This window comes from Micromonospora sp. NPDC007220 (assembly GCF_040634035.1).
Lineage (GTDB): Bacteria > Actinomycetota > Actinomycetes > Mycobacteriales > Micromonosporaceae > Micromonospora > Micromonospora reichwaldensis.
Map to the genome: position 1 here is coordinate 1 of NZ_JBEYEU010000004.1, position 18,094 is coordinate 18,094.

Annotated in this window: 16 protein-coding genes and 1 pseudogene; 13 read left to right on the forward strand and 4 right to left on the reverse strand. The window is 74.2% G+C overall.

Features of this window, described 5'->3' with window-relative positions; translation table 11 throughout:
- Positions 1 to 49 precede the first annotated feature (49 nt).
- Positions 50 to 979 carry a hypothetical protein gene (locus ABZ573_RS10480; RefSeq protein WP_151457476.1) on the reverse strand — a complete coding sequence of 310 codons (930 nt, stop codon included), beginning with the start codon at positions 977 to 979 and terminating at the stop codon, positions 50 to 52.
- Positions 980 to 1,204: 225 nt separating this feature from the next.
- Here ABZ573_RS10480 and ABZ573_RS10485 point away from each other — a divergent pair, with 225 nt between their 5' ends.
- Entirely contained in the window at positions 1,205 to 1,795 is a 591-nt protein-coding gene (locus ABZ573_RS10485) for an NADH-quinone oxidoreductase subunit B (RefSeq protein WP_132231313.1), read from the forward strand.
- A 59-nt stretch (positions 1,796 to 1,854) separates the two neighbouring features.
- Entirely contained in the window at positions 1,855 to 3,171 is a 1,317-nt protein-coding gene (locus ABZ573_RS10490) for a DUF2252 domain-containing protein (RefSeq protein WP_358117362.1), read from the forward strand.
- Positions 3,172 to 3,177: 6 nt separating this feature from the next.
- Here the strand turns inward: ABZ573_RS10490 and ABZ573_RS10495 are convergent, their stop codons facing one another.
- The gene (locus tag ABZ573_RS10495) at positions 3,178 to 4,224 is read right to left on the reverse strand and encodes a glucose 1-dehydrogenase (protein WP_151457763.1); all 1,047 of its coding nucleotides are present in this window, start codon (positions 4,222 to 4,224) and stop codon (positions 3,178 to 3,180) included.
- Positions 4,225 to 4,596: 372 nt separating this feature from the next.
- Between ABZ573_RS10495 and ABZ573_RS10500 the strand changes: the two are divergent.
- Together ABZ573_RS10500 and ABZ573_RS10505 are read left to right on the forward strand one after the other, a co-directional pair.
- Positions 4,597 to 5,163, forward strand: a pseudogene (locus ABZ573_RS10500) (NADH-quinone oxidoreductase subunit C); the annotation flags it as partial.
- Between the two features lie 338 nt (positions 5,164 to 5,501).
- The gene (locus ABZ573_RS10505; protein ID WP_088998320.1) at positions 5,502 to 6,464 is read left to right on the forward strand and encodes a complex I subunit 1 family protein; all 963 of its coding nucleotides are present in this window, start codon (positions 5,502 to 5,504) and stop codon (positions 6,462 to 6,464) included.
- A gap of 78 nt (positions 6,465 to 6,542) precedes the next feature.
- Here the strand turns inward: ABZ573_RS10505 and ABZ573_RS10510 are convergent, their stop codons facing one another.
- Positions 6,543 to 7,613 (reverse strand): glutathione S-transferase C-terminal domain-containing protein, encoded by a 1,071-nt coding sequence (locus ABZ573_RS10510; RefSeq protein ID WP_358117365.1) that lies wholly within the window; start codon positions 7,611 to 7,613, stop codon positions 6,543 to 6,545.
- 197 nt (positions 7,614 to 7,810) lie between these two features.
- Here ABZ573_RS10510 and ABZ573_RS10515 point away from each other — a divergent pair, with 197 nt between their 5' ends.
- The gene (locus ABZ573_RS10515; RefSeq protein ID WP_358117368.1) at positions 7,811 to 8,248 is read left to right on the forward strand and encodes an ester cyclase; all 438 of its coding nucleotides are present in this window, start codon (positions 7,811 to 7,813) and stop codon (positions 8,246 to 8,248) included.
- Here ABZ573_RS10515 and ABZ573_RS10520 read toward each other — a convergent pair.
- Entirely contained in the window at positions 8,229 to 8,804 is a 576-nt protein-coding gene (locus ABZ573_RS10520; protein WP_358117371.1) for a Uma2 family endonuclease, read from the reverse strand. The two genes, ABZ573_RS10515 and ABZ573_RS10520, sit on opposite strands and share 20 nt — an antisense overlap.
- 94 nt (positions 8,805 to 8,898) lie before the next feature.
- Here ABZ573_RS10520 and ABZ573_RS10525 point away from each other — a divergent pair, with 94 nt between their 5' ends.
- The 8 genes from ABZ573_RS10525 (at position 8,899) to ABZ573_RS10560 (ending at position 18,074) form a co-directional block, all read left to right on the forward strand.
- On the forward strand, positions 8,899 to 9,525 hold the full coding sequence (locus ABZ573_RS10525) for an NADH-quinone oxidoreductase subunit I (protein WP_327029622.1): 627 nt from the start codon (positions 8,899 to 8,901) through the stop codon (positions 9,523 to 9,525).
- A complete protein-coding gene (locus tag ABZ573_RS10530) occupies positions 9,522 to 10,133 on the forward strand; it encodes an NADH-quinone oxidoreductase subunit J (RefSeq protein ID WP_358117375.1) in 612 nt (203 codons plus the stop codon). Before ABZ573_RS10525 ends, ABZ573_RS10530 begins: the two co-directional genes overlap by 4 nt.
- A complete protein-coding gene (gene nuoK, locus ABZ573_RS10535) occupies positions 10,130 to 10,558 on the forward strand; it encodes an NADH-quinone oxidoreductase subunit NuoK (protein WP_358117378.1) in 429 nt (142 codons plus the stop codon). Before ABZ573_RS10530 ends, nuoK begins: the two co-directional genes overlap by 4 nt.
- Positions 10,555 to 12,486 (forward strand): NADH-quinone oxidoreductase subunit L, encoded by a 1,932-nt coding sequence (locus ABZ573_RS10540; protein WP_358117381.1) that lies wholly within the window; start codon positions 10,555 to 10,557, stop codon positions 12,484 to 12,486. Before nuoK ends, ABZ573_RS10540 begins: the two co-directional genes overlap by 4 nt.
- Positions 12,483 to 13,988, forward strand: a complete 1,506-nt coding sequence (locus ABZ573_RS10545) for an NADH-quinone oxidoreductase subunit M (protein ID WP_358117384.1) — start codon at positions 12,483 to 12,485, stop codon at positions 13,986 to 13,988. Before ABZ573_RS10540 ends, ABZ573_RS10545 begins: the two co-directional genes overlap by 4 nt.
- 120 nt (positions 13,989 to 14,108) lie before the next feature.
- The gene (locus tag ABZ573_RS10550; protein ID WP_358117387.1) at positions 14,109 to 15,626 is read left to right on the forward strand and encodes a proton-conducting transporter membrane subunit; all 1,518 of its coding nucleotides are present in this window, start codon (positions 14,109 to 14,111) and stop codon (positions 15,624 to 15,626) included.
- Between the two features lie 170 nt (positions 15,627 to 15,796).
- Complete coding sequence (htpX, locus tag ABZ573_RS10555; protein ID WP_151453805.1) at positions 15,797 to 16,672, forward strand: zinc metalloprotease HtpX; 876 nt, start codon at positions 15,797 to 15,799, stop codon at positions 16,670 to 16,672.
- Between the two features lie 142 nt (positions 16,673 to 16,814).
- The gene (locus ABZ573_RS10560) at positions 16,815 to 18,074 is read left to right on the forward strand and encodes an MFS transporter (RefSeq protein ID WP_151453806.1); all 1,260 of its coding nucleotides are present in this window, start codon (positions 16,815 to 16,817) and stop codon (positions 18,072 to 18,074) included.
- Positions 18,075 to 18,094 lie beyond the last annotated feature (20 nt).

The following is an 18,094-nucleotide window of genomic DNA, read 5'->3' on the forward strand; positions in this document are numbered from 1 at the left end:
GGGGCGGGGGGGGCCCCCCCCGCCCGCGCGCCTGCCTAGTCCACCGTCGTCAGCCGGCGGCGCTGACGGTGAACGCGGCGGTGTTGTCGGCCGGGTCGACGTCGACCAGTTCGTTGTTCCAGCCGAACATCGCGGACAGCCGCAACGAGCCCGCGCCCAGGTCGCCCGGGGTGACCTCGGCGGGCGCGCGGAGCAGCAGCGAGACCGAGCGCTCCTCACCCGGCATGAACCGCCCGCCCGGCACCGAGCAGGTGCCGGTGCAGACGTCCACCGGCTCGATGCCGGCGACGTGCACCCCGGCCGGCAGCGTCGGGTCCAGCGAGTACCCGTCGTGCGCGGCGTCGCCCGCGACCCGCACGGTCACCGGCAGCCGGCCCAGCCAGCTTCCGTCCCCCTGTCTGGCGAGGACGGCCGCCGGCCCGACCGTCAGCGACGCGTCGGTTCGCGTGTCCCAGACGTACGACCGTGGGTGGCGCAGCGAGCCGGAGGTGGAACGGAACAGGGTGTCGAACGCCCGGCTGTCGTTGGCCGGGTTCGCGTCCCCGGTCTCGACCGTCACCCGGCCGCCGGGGGTGGACATGGCGTGGGCCTGCGGAGTGGTCAGCACCTGGAATTCGATCGTGAACCGACGCCGCTCACCCGGTTGCAGGGCGTCACCCGGGACCGCGCAGTAGACGTTCCGCAGCGGCTGCTCGCGACCGTACGCGCAGGGTGCCGACGGGGTCATGCCCGTGTTGGAACCCGGCACCGGCTCGGTCACGGTCAGGTTGAGGTACGCCGGCTGCTCCCCTCGGTAGTCGACGGTCACCGGCAGGCTGCCGACGTACCCCCGGTCGGTCGGGTTGAGCACCAGCCGGCCGACGGACACCGACGTGTCGGCCGGAGCGGCGGCCTGCGCGGCGGGCGCCGCCATGCCGAGCAGGGCGAGCCCCGCGCCCAGGACGCCGGCAGCGAGCCGACGGGCGATGGTACGTGCCATTGTGCGTGTCCTCCAGATCCCCGTGGTTCCGCCCGCAGCCTTCGCGCCGGCGGGCGGTGTTACGGGTAGGACACCCCTCATCGCCGGGAGCGGTTGCGACCGATGAACATGAACCGGTGTCGCTCACCCGACAGCGCTGCGCCCGGGACGGCGCGGACCGAGCGACCGGTCGGCGTCGACGGCGGCTGTGGTTGACTGGTGGCGGTGCTCGGGAAGGGGGCGGTCGTGCAGGTGCCGGGAGTGCTCGGTGAGCCGATCCGGTTCGTGCTGAACTGGGGCCGCCGCTACTCGCTCTGGGTCTTCAACTTCGGCCTGGCCTGCTGCGCGATCGAGTTCATCGCCACCAGCATGGGCCGGCACGACTTCATGCGCCTCGGCGTGATCCCGTTCGCGCACGGGCCCCGGCAGGCCGACCTCATGGTCGTCTCCGGGACGGTCACCGACAAGATGGCCCCCGCCATCAAGCGGCTCTACGACCAGATGCCCGAGCCGAAGTACGTCATCTCGTTCGGCGCGTGCTCCAACTGCGGCGGCCCCTACTGGGATTCGTACTCGGTGACCAAGGGCGTCGACCAGCTCATCCCCGTCGACGTCTACGTGCCCGGCTGCCCGCCCCGGCCCGAGGCGCTGCTGCACGGCATCCTGCGCCTCCAGGAGAAGATCGCCGCCGAGCAGTCCGGGATCGGCGGCGTGCCCCGGCCGGACGCGCTCGCCCCGCCGGTCGACGCCCCGCCCGCCGACGCCGGCTCGACCGGGGTGCTCCCACGCTCGGCGGAGTCGCTGACCGCCCCGCCGGTCCGCCCGCCCACCCCCTGAGCCGTACCGTCCGGTCGGACGAGGGCCCCGGCTGGCCGGCGGGGGCTAGCCTGCGCACCATGAACCACTCCGCCGACCAGCGTTCCGCCCACATCGTCGACGTGCTCACCGAGGAGTTCGGCGCGTCGATGGCTCTCGACCCGGCAGCCTTCCGGCGCAAGTTCCGCAAGATGGCCGCGTCCCCGTTCGCCTTCTACCGGGGCAGCGCCTCGCTCTTCTATGCCGACCAGGTCGGCGACTTCGCCGACGAGCGGTTCCTCGACGACCGGACCAGCCGGGTGTGGATCCACGGCGACCTGCACGCGGAGAACTTCGGCACGTACATGAACGCGTCCGGGCAGCTCGTGTTCAACGTCAACGACTTCGACGAGGCGTACGTGGGGCCGTTCAGCTGGGACCTGAAGCGGCTGGCGGCCAGCGTGGCGCTGATCGGCTACGCCAAGGCGCTCTCCGATCGGGCGATCAGCGACCTGGTCACCGGCTTCGCGCGGTCGTACCTGACCGAGCTGCGCGCCATCGCCGAGGGGGGCGACGACGCGATCGGCTCGATCACCCTGGACAACGCCGACGGGGTGCTCCGCCGGGTGCTCCAGCAGGCGCGGCTCAACACCCGGGTCGACCTGCTCGCCACGCAGACCACCATCGACAACTACGAGCGCCGGTTCTCGCTGGGCGACGGCGTCTTCGAGATCGACGCCGAGACCCGGGAGCGGGTCTGCGCCGCGTTCGAGGACTACCTCGGCACGCTGCCCGCCTCCTCCGCCCAGCTCCGTCCCGTGGCCACCCAGATCAAGGACGTGGTGCTGCGCAAGGGGGTGGGCATCGGCTCGGCCGGGCTGCCGTCGTACAACCTGCTGCTGGAGGGGCACACCCAGGCGCTGGAGAACGACGTCGTCATCTACATGAAGCAGGCCCAGGTGCCGGCGGTGGCCCGGCACATCGCCGACGAGGCGGTCGCGGGCTACTTCCAGCACCAGGGGCACCGCACCGCCGAGTCGCAGCGGGCACTTCAGGCGCACGCCGACCCGTGGCTGGGCTTCACCGAGCTGGACGGGGCCGGGCAGCTCGTCGCCGAGGTGTCCCCGTACGCGGCCGACCTCGACTGGGCGGACGTGAACGAGCCGGAGGACCTGGCCGGCGTGCTGACCGACCTGGGCCGGGCGGTCGCGCGGATGCACTCGGTGGCCGACGACGAATCCAGTCACGACCTGGTCGACTACTCCACGGAGGAGGCGATCGTGGCGGCGGTGGACGCCGACGAGGCGGGCTTCGTGACGCACCTGGTCGACTTCGCCCACGCGTACGGCGTCCGCGCCCGGCAGGACCACCAGCTCTTCGTCGACCTGTTCCGCAACGGCCGGCTGCCCGGCCTCTGAGCGGCGTCAGGAACCGAACTCCAGCACCACCTTGATGTCGTCCGGCTCGGAGGTGTACGCCCCGGTGTACGCCTCCACCGGCACCCGGCGGGTGATCAGCGCGTCGAGCCACGACCGGTCGGCGCGGGCCAGCGCCGCGGCGGCGAGGTCCCAGTGCCGGCGGTTGGCGTTCACCGAGCCGAACACCACGTTGTTCTCCAGCACGAGCGCGCGGTTGAGCGCCCCAGCGTCGAGGTCGATGGTCCGCCCGCCGCTGGAGACGCCGGTCAGGCAGACGATGCCGGTCGGCGCGGCCTTGTACATCACGTCGAGGACGACGACCGGCGCCCCGGTGCACTCCAGCACCACGTCCGGCTCGAAGTCCAGCTCGCTGACGGGCACGGTGTGGTAGGTCGCCCCGAGCGCCCGGACCAGATCCGGCTTCGGCCCGGTGGTGTTGCGGTCCAGCACGTGCACGGCGAGCCCGCGCTGCGTGGCGAGCAGCGCGGCCAGCAGGCCGATCGGCCCGGCCCCGGTGACCAGTACGGTCTGCGGCTGCCACTCGGCGCGGGCACCGATGCGCTCGATGTGCTCCCACGCCTTCGCCACCACGCTGGTCGGCTCCAGCAGCATGCCGACCGAGGCGAGGGCCCGATCCAGCCCCACGGCGAACCGGGGTTGCAGCCGCCAGCGGTCCCGGGCGAAGCCGGGCAGGGCCTTGATGCCGTGCTCGGTGAACCGACCGTTGCGGCACATGTCCCACTCGCCGACCGCGCAGTTCGGGCAGGGCACCGGGTCGGGGTGCCGGACGACGCCCGCCACCAGGTCGCCGGGTTGCAGCGTGCCCGACGGGTCCTCCAGCACCCGGCCCAGCGACTCGTGCCCCAGCACAAGCCGGTCCGCGCCGGGCGGCGCCTCGCCGTAGTCGCCGGCGATGATCTCGTGGTCGGTGCCGCAGATCCCCACCGCCAGTGCCTCGACCAGGATCGCGCCCTCCTCGGGCGGCGGCTCCGGATGATCGTCGACCAGCCGCAGCGAGTCGGCGACACCCGGGTTGACAGTCACAGCGCGCACGCCCTCATCCTTCCCCGCCCCCCGCCCGCCCGCCGCCAAAGCCCGACATCCACCCCGCATCCCGCACTCCCGCGCCCCGCACTTCGCGCCCGCACCCCGCACCCGCGCCCGCCCCCGCGCCCCGCATCCCGCACGTCCGTGCCCTGCGCCCCGCGCCCCGCGCCCCGCGCCCCGCGCCCGCTCGATCATGCAGTTGTGGTGGGGGATGAGGGTCGCTTTCCCTGCCGAACCGGGCACCACAACTGCATGATCGTCTCGGCGGAGGGGCGGCGGAGGGGCTGAGGAGGGGTGGGGGATCGGGGGCGGGGTGGGCGCGGGGCGTGGGGCGTTCGGTTGGGTGGGGGGTGCGGGGGAGGACCTAGGATCAGCGGCATGACTCCGGAAGAGGTCGGCCAGCGGATGGTGGCGCTGCTCGCGCCCGCCGAGGTGACCCCGTCGGTCTCCGGCGGCCAGGCGCACGCCCGCGCCACCGTCGACGTACCGCCGGCGAACTGGCCGGACGCGCTCCGCGCGGCCCGCGACGACGCCGAGCTGGCCTGCGACTACTTCGACTGGCTCTCCGCCGTCGACGAGCTCGCCGGCGGCTTCGACGTGGTGGCGCACCTCTGGTCCACCACCCGCCGGCACGGGATCCTGCTGCGTACCCGGGTGCCCCGGGACGCCCCGGCGGTCGCCTCGGTCGTCGACGTCTACCCGGGCGCCGCATGGCACGAGCGGGAGACGCACGAGATGTTCGGCATCGAGTTTCCCGGTCACGCCGGGCTGGCGCCGCTGCTGCTGCCGCCCGAGTTCGAGGGGCATCCGCTGCGCAAGGAGTTCGTGCTCGCCTCCCGGGTGGCGAAGCCCTGGCCGGGCGCGAAGGAACCGGGCGAGTCCGAGGCCGGCGGCGGGCGTCGCCCGATCCGCCCGCCGGGCGTGCCCGCGCCGGGGGAGTGGGGAACGACACCGACACCTGCCGGCGCGGGCGGGGTCGGCGAGGGGCCGCGCGGCGGCACCCCGGCCCGCCCGGCCCGGGAGCGGCCCGCCCGACCGGCCCCGGGGGCCCGTCCACCCCGTACCGCCCGGCCCGCCGCCACCGCCGACGGCCCGGCACCTGCCGACGGCCCGGCACCCGCCGGCCCGGCGGTCACCGGTCCCGCCGACCCGGGGGCCGACGCCGGACCGCCGCCCGGCGCGCCCGGCGGCCGGACCGCCCGCTCCGGCCCGACGGCGGATCGGCCCGCGCCCGAGGGCCCGGCAGCGTCGGAGCGTTCCGGCGACGACGGAGGTACGCCCTGATGCCACTGTGGTTGGAGCTGGTCATCCGGGTGGGGGGCGTGCTCGTCGCCTTCCTCACCCTGCCGTTGCTGGTCGGGCAGGCCGAGCACAAGGTGATGGCGCACATGCAGGGCCGGCTCGGCCCGATGTACGCGGGCGGCTTCCACGGCTGGGCCCAGCTGGTCGCCGACGGCGTGAAGTTCGTGCAGAAGGAGGACGTCACGCCCCGGGAGGCGGACCGGGCGGTCTTCCGGCTCGCCCCGGCGGTCGCCCTCGTGCCCTACCTGCTGGTCCTGCTGGTGATCCCGCTCGGCCCGGACGACCTGGTCGGGCAGCCGCTGGACATCGGCCTGTTCTTCGTGCTGGCCGTGGTGGGCGTGGGCGTCGTGGCGGTGCTGATGTCGGCGTGGGCGTCGGCAAACAAGTACAGCCTCCTCGGCGGCCTGCGCGGCGCGGCCCAGCTGCTCGGCTACGAGCTGCCGCTGGTGCTGGCCGCCGCGTCGGTGGCCATGGCGGCCGGCACGCTCAGCCTCTCCGGCATCGTCGAGGCGTGGCAGCCGTGGTGGCTGCTCTGGCAGGCCCCCGCCATGGTCGTCTTCTTCCTCGCCGGGCTCGCCGAGATCCGCCGCCCGCCGTTCGACATGCCGGTCGCCGACTCGGAGCTGGTCTTCGGCTACATGACGGAGTACACGGGCCTGCGGTTCGCGTTCTTCCTGCTCGCCGAGTACGTCGGCATCGTGGTGATCGCCGCCCTCACCACCGTGCTCTTCCTCGGGGGTTGGCAGGGCCCGTTCGCCGACGCGCAGCTCGGCTGGCTGTGGACCCTGCTGAAGGTCTTCGCCGTCTCGTTCCTGATCATCTGGATCCGGGTGTCCTATCCCCGCCTGCGCGAGGACCAGCTCCAGCGCCTCTGCTGGCTCGTCCTGGTCCCCGTCTCCCTGGGCCAACTGGTCCTCACCGCCGCCGTCCGCGTCGCGCTGTAGGGCGCGCCGTCCGCGTCGCGCTGTAGGGCGCGCCGTCCGCGTCGCGCTGTAGGGCGCGTCGCGCGGTGGGGCGCGCCGTCAGGGCAGCGGGGTGTGGGCGGGGTCGACGCGCTCGGCGGGCGGGGGCGGCGGGGGCGGGGTGCCGTCGCCGAAGGGACGGCCGCCGAGGGCCTCGCGGCCGTGCGGGGTCAGCCAGTTCGCCAGGTCGGGGCCGAGCGGCACCACCCCGGTCGGGTTGATGTCGCGGTGCACCTCGTAGTAGTGCCGCTTGATGTGGTCGAAGTCGACCGTGTCGCCGAAGCCCGGCGTCTGGAACAGGTCCCGGGCGTACGCCCAGAGCACCGGCATCTCGGTCAGCTTGCTCCGGTTGCACTTGAAGTGCCCGTGGTAGACCGGGTCGAAGCGGACCAGCGTGGTGAACAGCCGCACGTCCGCCTCGGTGATGGTGTCCCCCACCAGGTAGCGCTGCCCGGCCAGCCGCTCGCCCAGCCAGTCCAGCCGGTCGAACAGCCGGTGGTACGCCTTCTCGTACGCCGCCTGGTCGCCGGCGAAGCCGCACCGGTAGACGCCGTTGTTGACGTCCCGGAAGAGCAGCGTGCTCACCTCGTCGATCTCGTCGCGCAGCCGCTCCGGGTAGAGGTCGGGCGCCCCCTCGCGGTGGTACGCCGTCCACTCGGTGGACAGGTCGAGGCTCATCGGCCCGAAGTCGTTGGTGACCGCCTGCCCGGTGGGCACGTCCACGATCGCCGGCACGGTGATGCCCCGCTCGTAGCCGGGGAACCGGGCGAAGTACGCCTCGGCCAGCCGCTCGATGCCGAGCACCGGGTCGCGCCCGCCCGGATCGAGGTCGAACGTCCAGCTCCGCTTGTCGTGGGTCGGGCCGGCCACCGCCAGCGAGATCGCGTCCTCCAACCCGAGCAGCCGCCGGACGATGATCAACCGGTTCGCCCAGGGGCAGGCGCGACTGACCGCCAGCCGGTACCGGCCGGGCTCCACGGGCCAGCCGTCGCGGGCGTCGGCGGTGATCCGGGTGGCGATGTAGCGCTGGTCCCGGGTGAACTCGCCGCCCGGCTCGACGTACCGGCCGCCGGCCCGCATCAGCACCTCGTCCGCGTTGGTCGCCGCGCCGCCCTCGGTCGTCCCGCCCATGCCCGCCCCCTCCGCCGTCGTCCGTCGCTCGTCCCATCATGGCGGCTACACCGCTCCCGGGCGCGCCGAGTGCCGACCTCCGCGCGGTGTGCTGGCCTCCGCTGCCGGGCGCGCCGAGTCCGAAGGCGGCGGGTCGAGGCCGGAGGTGGCGCGCCGGGACCGGTCGGTCGGCCCCGGTGGCCGGTTAGGCTGCCGCGATGACCGATGTGGAGGCGGCGGCCCGACGCTTCATCGCCGACGTGTGGAACGGCGCGCGGGAGGAGTCGGCGTACGAACTGGTGTCGCCGGAGTGCCCGGGGCTGGGCGGCGAGGGGCCGGAGGCGACGCTGGCGTGGCACCGGGAGCGCCGGGCGGCCTTCCCCGACCTGCGCTACAAGCTCGTGGACGTGGTGGCTGCCGGGGACCGGGTGGCGGTGCACTGGCGGGCGGCCGGCACCCACGCCGGCCAGTTCGGTCCGGTGCCGCCGACCGGGCAGGTGGTCAGCTACTCGGGGGCGAGCTTCCTGCGCTTCGACGACGCGGGCCGGATCATCGACGTGTGGAGCTGCAACGAGCTGTTCCAACTCCTCCAGCAGCTCGGCGTCGAGATGCTGCCGCCGGCGCTGGAGGGAGGCGTCAGAGGAACCGGGGCGTGATCCGGCTGAGCGGCAGGTTGACCGGGAACGGCTCGCCAGTGTCGATGAACTTCGTCCACCGTCCGGTCTCGGTGTAGACCTCGTTCACCGGGTCGAGCTTGCAGGTGTGGACGACCAGTGCGCTCCCCTCCACCTCGATCCGCCAGAAATACGGGATGCCGGCCTGTGCGTAGAGCGCGGGCTTGAGCACCCGGTCGATCGACTGCGTACTCGGCGAGACGATCTCCACGGCGAGCACCACCTCGTGCGGTTCGTACTTCGACGGGTGGCGGCGTGCGGCGGTCGAGGTGGTCACCAGGACGTCGGGGATGAACGAGCGGGTGCGGCTGATGCGTACCTCGACGCTCTGGGTGACGTCGTAGTCCTCAGGGCAGTCCTCTTCCAGCGCAACGCCGAGCCGCATGGCGATGGTCTGGTGGATCCTTGTGGGGGAGGGGATCACGATCAGCACTCCATCGAGCAGTTCGCGGCGGTGGCCGTCCTCGGGCAGCGCGTCCAGATCGTCCGTCGTCCACCCGCCCTCGGGCGGGTAGTCGCTCTGCAGCGCGGCGGTCATCGGTTGGTCCTTTCCGATGCGTCGTTCTCCCCGCCTCACCGTACCGCCGGCAGACCTCGGGGGGTGGTCGCGCGCGCCGCGGCCACAGGGCAGGATGGTCGGCATGACCGACCGCAGCGAGCGCAGCGAGCCGGGCGGCGCCGGCGGAGACCGTGGCCTGCCCGGCGCGGGCCTGGTGAAGGGGCTCGCGGTCACGTTGAAGACGATGACCCGCCGCTCGACCACCCAGCAGTACCCGGACGTCGCCCCCGAGTTGCCGCCCCGCTCGCGCGGGGTGATCGCGCTGCTGGAGGAGAACTGCACGGTCTGCATGCTGTGCGCCCGGGAGTGTCCGGACTGGTGCATCTACATCGACTCGCACAAGGAGGAGGTGGCGGTGCCCGGCGCCGCCCGCCCCCGCCAGCGCAACGTGCTCGACAAGTTCGACATCGACTTCTCGCTCTGCATGTACTGCGGCATCTGCGTGGAGGTCTGCCCCTTCGACGCCCTCTACTGGTCGCCGGAGTTCGAATACTCCGAGTACGACATCAAGGACCTGCTGCACGACAAGGACCACCTCGGGCAGTGGATGGCCACCGTGCCGCCGCCGCCCGCGCACGACCCGAACGGTGAGCCGGCGAAGGAGGAGACCGCCGCCGCGCGCAAGGCCGCGGTCCCCGCCGCGCCCGCCGCCCGTCCCGCCGCCCCGGCCGTACGCCCCGAGCCCGAGGCCGGCGCATGACCGGTGCGGACGTGCTGCTGCTCGCCCTCGGCGCGCTGGCGGTCGGTTCGGGGGTGCTGGTGGTGGCGACCCGGCACCTGGTGCGCGCCGGCCTCTACCTGGTGCTCTGCCTCGGTGCGCTGGCCGGGATGTACCTGGTGCTCACCGCCGAGCTGGTGGCCTGGGTGCAGGTGCTGATCTACGTCGGCGCGGTGGTCGTGCTGCTGCTCTTCGCGGTGATGCTCACTCGCGCCCCGATCGGCGCCTCCGACGACCTGGACCGGCCGGGCTGGGCGGCGGCGCTGATCGGCGGCGGCACCGGGCTCGGGCTGGCCGCCCTGCTGGTCGACGCGTACCGCTGGACGGCCGTGGAGCTGCCCGACGCGGGCACCGCGGAACGCCTGGGCGACCAGATCTTCCGTAGCTGGGTGCTGCCCTTCGAGGTGCTCTCGGTGCTGCTGCTGTCCGCCCTGGTCGGCGCCATCGTGATCTCCCGACCCGACATCGGCCGGCCGAGGGCCGGGGACCCACCCGCCGACCGGCCCGACGCGGGCAGGTCCCGCGCCGACCGGTCGGGCACGGCCGTCGCAGGCGCGGAGCCGCACGACGACGGCGGGCGGTCGCGGTGAGACCCGTCATCCCGTACGTCACCGCCGCGCTGCTGTTCGGCCTCGGCGTCTACGGCGTGCTGCGCCGGCGCAACGCGGTGCTGGTGCTGATGGCCGTCGAGCTGATGCTCAACGCGGTCAACCTGATCCTGGTCACCGCCGACACCACGGTGCGCGCCCAACTGCCGCACGGCGGGCAGGTCTTCGCGCTCTTCGTGATCGTGCTGGCCGCCGCCGAGATCGGGGTGGGCCTGGCGATCGTGCTCCAGCTCTACCGGCTGCGGGCCACCGTCGCCGTCGACGAGGTGCCGCTGACCGAGCCGCTGCCCGGCGCGCCTCTGGCCGGGCCGGTCACGGTCGGCGCCACTGCCGGGGCCGACCCGGGTGCCGCTGCCGGGACGGATGCCCGGCCCGGGTCCGCCGACCGCCCGGAGGGGGAGCGGTGAGCACGACCACCCTGCTCGGCGCGCTGCTGCCGGCCGTACCGCTGGTGGCGGGACTGCTCGGCCTGCTGCTGCCGCCGGCGCCGCGCGACGCCGGGACGGACGGGGGCCCGGCCCGGCGGGTGGCGATCGCGCTCGGCGTGGCCGGGGCGGCCGGGGCGCTGGCGCTCGCCGTCGCCCTGCTGGTCACCCTCGACCGGCCCGCCGAGGCGTCCACCACCTGGGTGGACCTGGGCGGGCTGACCGTGAGCCTCGGGATACGGCTGGACTCCGCCGCCGCGCTGGTCGCCGTCGCGGTCGCCGCGGTGGCCCTGGCCGTGCAGGTCTACTCGGTCGGCTACCTGCGCCGGGGCCCGCACGACGACGTCGACACCGACCACCGCTACCCGCCGTACGCGGCCCAGATCAGCCTCTTCACCGCCGCCATGCTGTTGGTGGTGGTCGCCGGGGACCTGATCCTGCTGCTGGTCGGCTGGGAGGTGATGGGCATCTGCTCCTACCTGCTCATCGCCCACGACCGCCGGCTGCCCGAGGCGCCGGCCGCCGCCATGAAGGCGTTCCTGGTGACCCGGGTCGGCGACGTCGGCTTCCTGCTCGGCATCGCGCTGCTCGGCGTCTCGGCCGGCAGCTTCCGGATCGCCGACGTGCTCGCCCACGACCACGCCACCGGTACGCTGACCGCCGCCTGCCTGCTGCTGCTCGCCGGGGTGGCCGGCAAGAGCGCCCAGTTCCCGCTGCACACCTGGCTGCCGGACGCGATGGCCGGCCCGACGCCGATCTCGGCGCTGATCCACGCCGCCACCATGGTCGCCGCCGGCGTGTACGCCGTCACCCGGCTCTACCCGCTGTTCGAGGTGACGCCGACCGCGCTGGCCGTGCTCGGCGTCATGGCCTCGGTCACCCTGCTGCTCGGCGCGTTCGCCGCCACCGCCCAGGACGACCTCAAGCGGGTGCTGGCCTGGTCGACGGTCTCGCAGATCGGCTACATGACGGGCGCGCTGGCGGTCGGCTCCACCCCGGCCGCCCTGTTCCATCTGCTCACCCACGCCGCGTTCAAGGCGCTGCTGTTCCTCGCCGCCGGCGCGGTGATCCACGCCGTCGGCACCACGCTGATGTCCCGCATGGGCGGGCTGCGCCGCAGCATGCCGGTCACCTTCTGGTGCACGGTGATCGGGCTCGGGGCGTTGGCCGGGGTGCCGCCGCTGTCGGGCTTCTGGAGCAAGGACGGCGTGCTCACCGTCGCCCAGGACGCCGCCCTGCACGGCACCGGTCCGGCCCCGGCCTGGGTCGGCTGGCTGGTCTGGCTGGCCGGGCTGGTCGGCGTCGCGGTCACCGCCTGGTACGCCACCCGACTGCTGCTGCGCACCTTCTTCGGCGAGACGCGGATGCCGCTGGCGCACCCGCACGACCCGCCCGCGGTGATGCGCTGGCCGGTGCTGCTGCTCGCCGTGCCGGCCGCCCTGCTCGGCCTCGCCGGCTTCGACTGGGCCTTCGCCCGCCGGCTGCTGCTCACGCCCACCGCCAGCGCGCCGGAGCATCTGCTGATCCACGTCGGCCCGGAGTTGCTGCTGCCGCTGGCGCTGCTGGTCGTCGGGGCGGGGCTGGCCTGGCTGCGCTGGCTGCGGGACCCGGCCGCCGACCCGGCGACCGCGCTGGGTCCGCTGCGGCCGGTCTTCGCCGCCGCGTTCCGGCTCGACGACGTCCAGCGTGCCCTGGTCGTACGCCCGGCGAAGGCGCTGGCCCGCGCCACGCGTACCGCCGACGAGGTGGTGGTGGACGGCGCGGTCGAGGGCAGCGGCCGGGCCGCGCTCGGCCTCGGCGGCGGCCTGGCGTCGCTGCACCGCGCGGCGCTGCCGCGCGCGGCGGCCGGCGTGCTCGCCGGGGCGCTGCTGATCGGCCTGGCGGCCGTCGTGATCGGAGTGGCCGCATGAGGTTGGGGGAGTTCCTGCTGGTGGCGGTGCTGGCGCTGCCGGCGCTCGGTGCGCTCGCGGTGGCGGCGACGCCCCGGGACCGGGCGGCCCGGGCGGTCGGCACGGTCGTCGCCGCGCTGACCCTGGTGGCCGCCGCGCTGCTCTTCCTCGGCGACCGCGGCTGGACCAGCTACGCGGCCGACACCCCCGCCGTGCGCCCCTGGCACCGGCTCGACCTGCCCTGGGTGCCCGGCCTCGACCTGCGCTTCCACCTCGGCGTGGACGGCATCTCCTGGCCGCTGGTCGTGCTGACCGCCCTGCTCACCCTGCTCTGCTGCGCCTACACCCTGTGGAAGGTGCCCGACGGCGGCAGCGGGCGGGCCCTGGTGGCCCTGCTGCTGGTCGTCGAGGTCGGCATCCTCGGCACCTTCCTCGCCCTCGACCTCGTGCTCTTCTTCGTCTTCTTCGAGGTCGTCCTGCTCCCCATGTACGCGATCATCGCCGGCTGGGGCGGCGCGGACCGGCGGCGGGCGGCCCGTAAGTTCGCTCTCTACACGCTGTTCGGCTCGGTGCTGCTGCTGGTCGGCGTGTTCGTGGTGGTGGCCGCCGCCGGGACGGCCGACGTGGTGGCGCTCACGGGCGGCACGGGCCTGTCCCGGGGCACCCAGCTCGCGGCGTTCACGCTGCTGGCGCTGGCCTTCGCGGTGAAGAGCCCGCTCTGGCCGCTGCACTCCTGGCTGCCCGACGCGCACACGCAGGCGCCCACCGTCGGCAGCGTCGTGCTCGCCGGGGTGCTGCTCAAGATGGGCACGTACGGGCTGGTCCGGATCGCGGTCGGGGTGGCCCCCGAGGGCGCCCGCTGGGCCGCCCCGGTGCTCGGCGTGCTGGCGGTCGCGGCGATCCTCGTCGGGTCGCTGGTCTGCCTGGCGCAGCGGGAGCTGAAGCGGCTGATCGCGTACTCCAGCGTCGGGCACATGGGCTTCGTGCTGCTCGGGGTCGCCACGCTCACCACCACCGGCATCCAGGCGGCCCTGATCGGCAACGTCGCGCACGGGGTGATCACCGGCCTGCTCTTCTTCCTCGCCGGCGCGGTCAAGGACCGTACGCACACCGGGTCGCTGGACGAGCTGTCCGGGCTGCGGGAGACCGCCCCCCGGCTCGCCGGGCTGCTCGGCTTCGCCGCCGTCGCCTCGCTCGGCCTGCCCGGGCTGGCCGGCTTCTGGGGCGAGGCGTTCGCCGTGGTCGCCGCCGTCGAGGTCGGCGGGACGCTCTGGACCACCCTGGGCGTGCTGGCGGCGATCGGCGGGGCGCTCACCGCCGCGTACCTGCTGCGGCTGTTGCGGCGGGTGACGCACGGGCGGCCCAGCCCGGCGGTCGGACGGCTGACCCCCGGCCTGGCCGGCGCGGAACTGCTCGCGTGGGCGCCGCTGGTGCTGCTCGCCCTCGCGGTCGGCCTGGCCCCGACCCTGGTGCTCGGCGTCGCCGAGGCCCCCGTCGACGCCCTCGTGGAGGTGCTGCGGTGAGCGATCCGGGTCGGCGGTACGGACGTGACGGGATATCGGCATGAGCGAGCGGAGCGAGCGAATCATCGGGCTTTGTGCGCTGATGTCTCATGACGGCACGCAGCGGAGCGGAGTGCCGGCATGAGCGTGGTGCAGAGCGTCGACAACGTGGCGCTGCTCCCGGCCTACCTGGCCGCCGGCACGGCCGTGCTGGTGCTGCTCGCCGACCTGCTGGTCGCCCGCGCCCGGGTCACGCTGGCCACGGCCGCCGTCGGCGCGGCGGCCACGGCGCTCGGCGCGGCCCTGGTCGGCGCCGGGAGCGAGCGGCGGACGTTCTGCGTGGGCCCCGACTGCTCGTACGTCTTCGGCGGCCGGGCCGCCCTGGTCGCCGTCGTCGTCGCCCTGCTGACCCTCGGCGTGCTCGCGCTGTCCGGCCCGCTGCTGCGGGCGGGGCAGTCGCCGGCGGGGGAGTACTGCTTCCTGCTCGCCTGCTCGATGACGGGCGGCGTGGTGCTCGGCGCGGCCGGCGACCTGATCACCCTGATCGTGGCGCTGGAGACGCTCACCCTCCCGCTCTACGTCCTCGTGGGGCTGCGCCGGGACAGCCTGGCCAGCGCCGAGGCGGCCGTCACCTTCTTCGTGGTCAGCGTGGTCGCCACCACGCTGACGCTGCTCGGGGCGGCGCTGCTCTACGCGGCCACCGGCGGGCTGCACCTTGGCCGGATCGGCGCGATCCTCGCCGACCGCACGGACCTGCTCGACCTGCCCCTGACCACCGCCGCCGTGGCGCTGGTGGTGCTGGGGCTGGCGTTCAAGGTGGCGGCGGTGCCGTTCCACGCCTGGGCGCCGGCCGCCTACGACGGCGCGCCGCTGCCGGTGGCGGCGTACCTGTCCACCGCCTCCAAGCTGGGCGGCGTGGTGGCGCTGCTCGCCGTGGTGCAGCACGCGCTGCCCGCCGACGTGACCGGCCCGGTGCTCGCCCTGCTCGCGGTGCTGACGATGACCGTCGGCAACCTGGTGGCGCTGCGCCAGCGGCGTACGGTCCGGCTGCTCGCCTGGTCCTCGGTCGCCCAGGCCGGCTACATCCTCGCCCCGCTCGGCGCGCTGGCGCTGACCGCCGGGCGCACCGCCGACGCCCGCACCGCCGCGTACGCGGCCGCCGTGGCGTACGCCGTCTTCTTCGTGCTGCTGGAACTGGCGGCCTTCGCGGCCGTGGTGGCGTTGCGCCCGGCGGGCGCGGACGGCGGCACGGTCGACGACCTGCGCGGGGCGGCCCGGCGCCACCCGTGGCGGGCGGCGGCGCTCGGGCTGGCGCTGATCGGGCTCGCCGGCCTGCCGCCGGGCCTGGCCGGTCTCTTCGCGAAGGTGACCGTGGTCCGTTCGCTGCTGGACGGCGGCGCGGGCTGGCTGGCCGTGGTGGTGGCCGTGAACGCGGTGGTCGGCCTGGCCTACTACCTGCGTCTCACCGCCGCCCTGTGGGCCGCGCCGGCCGAGGGGCCGGTGGGCGGGGCTGCCGCGCCGGGCGTCGGATCCGGTGGCGTCTCGGCCGTGGCCCCCGTGCGGGCCCGGACGGTCGGTGTGGTGCTGGCCGTGGCGACGGCAGCGGCGCTGGTGCTCGGCTTCGCCCCGCAGTTCGTGCTCGACGTCGCCGCCCGCTGACGCGGCGGTTCGCGTCGGACGGTCTTCCCGTCTTCGGGGGCTTCAGTCCCGACGGGCACTTCGGACATCTCAGGCAACTCACAGCCATGAGACGGATGGTTGGCGGGTACCGGGTTGTTGAACCGGTCAGCGGATCCCGAGCGATCCCGTGCTGCACCGAAGGAGTGATCGTGCACCACAACCGTCTGAAGACCGCCGCGCTGCTCGGCCTGCTCACCTCGCTGATCCTGGCGGTGGGCTACTGGTTCGGCGGCAGTGGCGGCCTGGTCATCGCCGTCGTCGTCTCGTTGCTCATGAACGGCGTCACCTACTTCTACTCCGACAAGCTCGCGCTGCGCTCGATGCGGGCGCAACCGGTCAGCGAGGCACAGTTCCCCGAGCTGTACCGGATGGTGCGCGAACTGGCCACCGAGGCCGGGCAGCCGATGCCGCGCCTCTACGTGAGCCCGACGTCGCAGCCCAACGCGTTCGCCACCGGGCGGAACCCGCAGCACGCGGCCGTCTGCGTCACCCAGGGGATCACCGAGATCCTCGACTACCGGGAGCTGCGGGGCGTGATCGGGCACGAGCTGTCGCACGTATACAACCGGGACATCCTCATCTCCAGCGTGGCGGCCGGTCTGGCCGGCATCATCACCATGCTGGCGAACATCGCCTGGTTCATCCCGCTGGGCGGGGGCGACGACGAGGACTCCCCGAACCCGGCCGTGCTGCTGCTCACCATCATCCTGGGGCCGATCGCGGCCACCGTCATCCAGCTGGCGATCAGCCGCAGCCGGGAGTTCCAGGCGGACGCCTCCGGGGCCAGGCTCACGAAGGACCCGCTGGCCCTGGCCAGCGCCCTACGGAAGATCCACATGGGTGCCCAGCGTCGGCCGCTGCCGGCTCAGGGGCAGCTCACCAGCACCGCTCACCTGATGATCGCCAACCCGTTCAAGGGCGGCGGCGTGGCGGCGCTCTTCTCCACCCACCCGAAGATGGAGGAGCGGGTCACCCGGCTGGAGCGGATGGCCGCGAACAGCGGCCCCGTGCAGTTCCAGCGCTGAGGCGCTGATCACCTTTCCGCCCGTGTCCGGTCAGCCGGACACGGGCGGAACGCCGTGTGAGCGCGTTAACCGTTCCTTCCACGCCTCCGGCGGCGTTAGGGTCGAAAGGTTCCCCGCTCGTTACATCCCCTGGAGGTCGACCGTGGCCGCACTGCGCCAGTACCTGGGCGTCTGGCGGATTCCCGGAGCGCCGATGCTGCTGCTCACCGGCATCGTCGGCAGGCTCGGGATCGGCATGACGCCGCTGGCGCTGCTGCTGGTCGTCGAGCAGGTCACCGGCCGCTACTCGCTGGCAGCCGTCGCCGGGGGCATCTACGCCCTCTCCGGCGCCGCGCTCAGCCCCGTGGCCGGCCGGATCGCCGATCGGATCGGTCCCACCCCGGTGCTCGTCGGCACCGCGATCGCCCACCCGTTCGCCCTGCTCGGCCTGCTCTGGTCCGCCCGCTCCGACGCCGGCAGCCTGACGCTGGTCTTCGTGGCCTCCGGAATCGCCGGCGCCACCTACCCGCCGCTGACCGCCGCGATCCGGGGCGCCTGGAACGAGCTGACCTCGCCGTCGTCCGGCCGGTGGCACCTGCGCAACACCGCCCTCGCCGCCGAGACCACCCTCTTCGAGATCGTCTTCGTGCTCGGTCCGCTGCTGGTCGCCGGCTTCATCCTGTTCGCCGACGCCGGTGCCGCCCTGGTCGGCTCAGCCGTGGTGACCCTGGCCGGCACCATGGCGGTGGCCCTCGGCCGGGTCATGCGCGGCTGGCAGCCGCACCCGCGCGAGCACCAGACCAGAGGGCTCGGCCCGCTGCGCGTGCCCGGCTTCCCGGCACTGCTGCTCTGCGTCGCCAGCCTGGGCATCGCCTTCGGCGCGGCCGGCGTGACCGTGCCGGCGTTCGCCACCGCCTACACGTCCGACGACCCCGACAGCCTCGCCGGGGTGCTGCTGGCCGTCTGGGGCGTCGGCAGCGCCGTCGGCGGTTTCTGGTTCGGCGTCCGCAAGCCGGCGCGGAACATGACCCGGCAGTTCTCGCTGCTGCTCGGCGGCGTGGCCGCCAGCTTCGCCGTCTTCGCGGTGATGCCCACGCCGGTGGCGCTGGGCACCGCCCTGGTGATCGGGGGCGCCATGATCGCGCCCGCGCTCACCCTGGAGAACACCCTGGTCGGCCGGATCTCCCCGACCAGCATGCTGAACGAGGCGTACACCTGGGTGGTGACCATGTCGGTGGGGGCCAGCGCCGCCGGCGGCGCGGGGGCTGGCCTGATCGTCGACCACGGCGGCGGCGTGCCCTGGGCGTTCGTCTTCGCCGGGGCCGCGGTCGCCGTCGGGGCCGGGGTCGCGGCCCTGCCCGCCGGGCCCATCTCCCGCGCGGAGACCACGGCGGTACGCACCGAGGAGCTGCTGCCGGCCTGACGCCCGCGGGTTCTGACCCG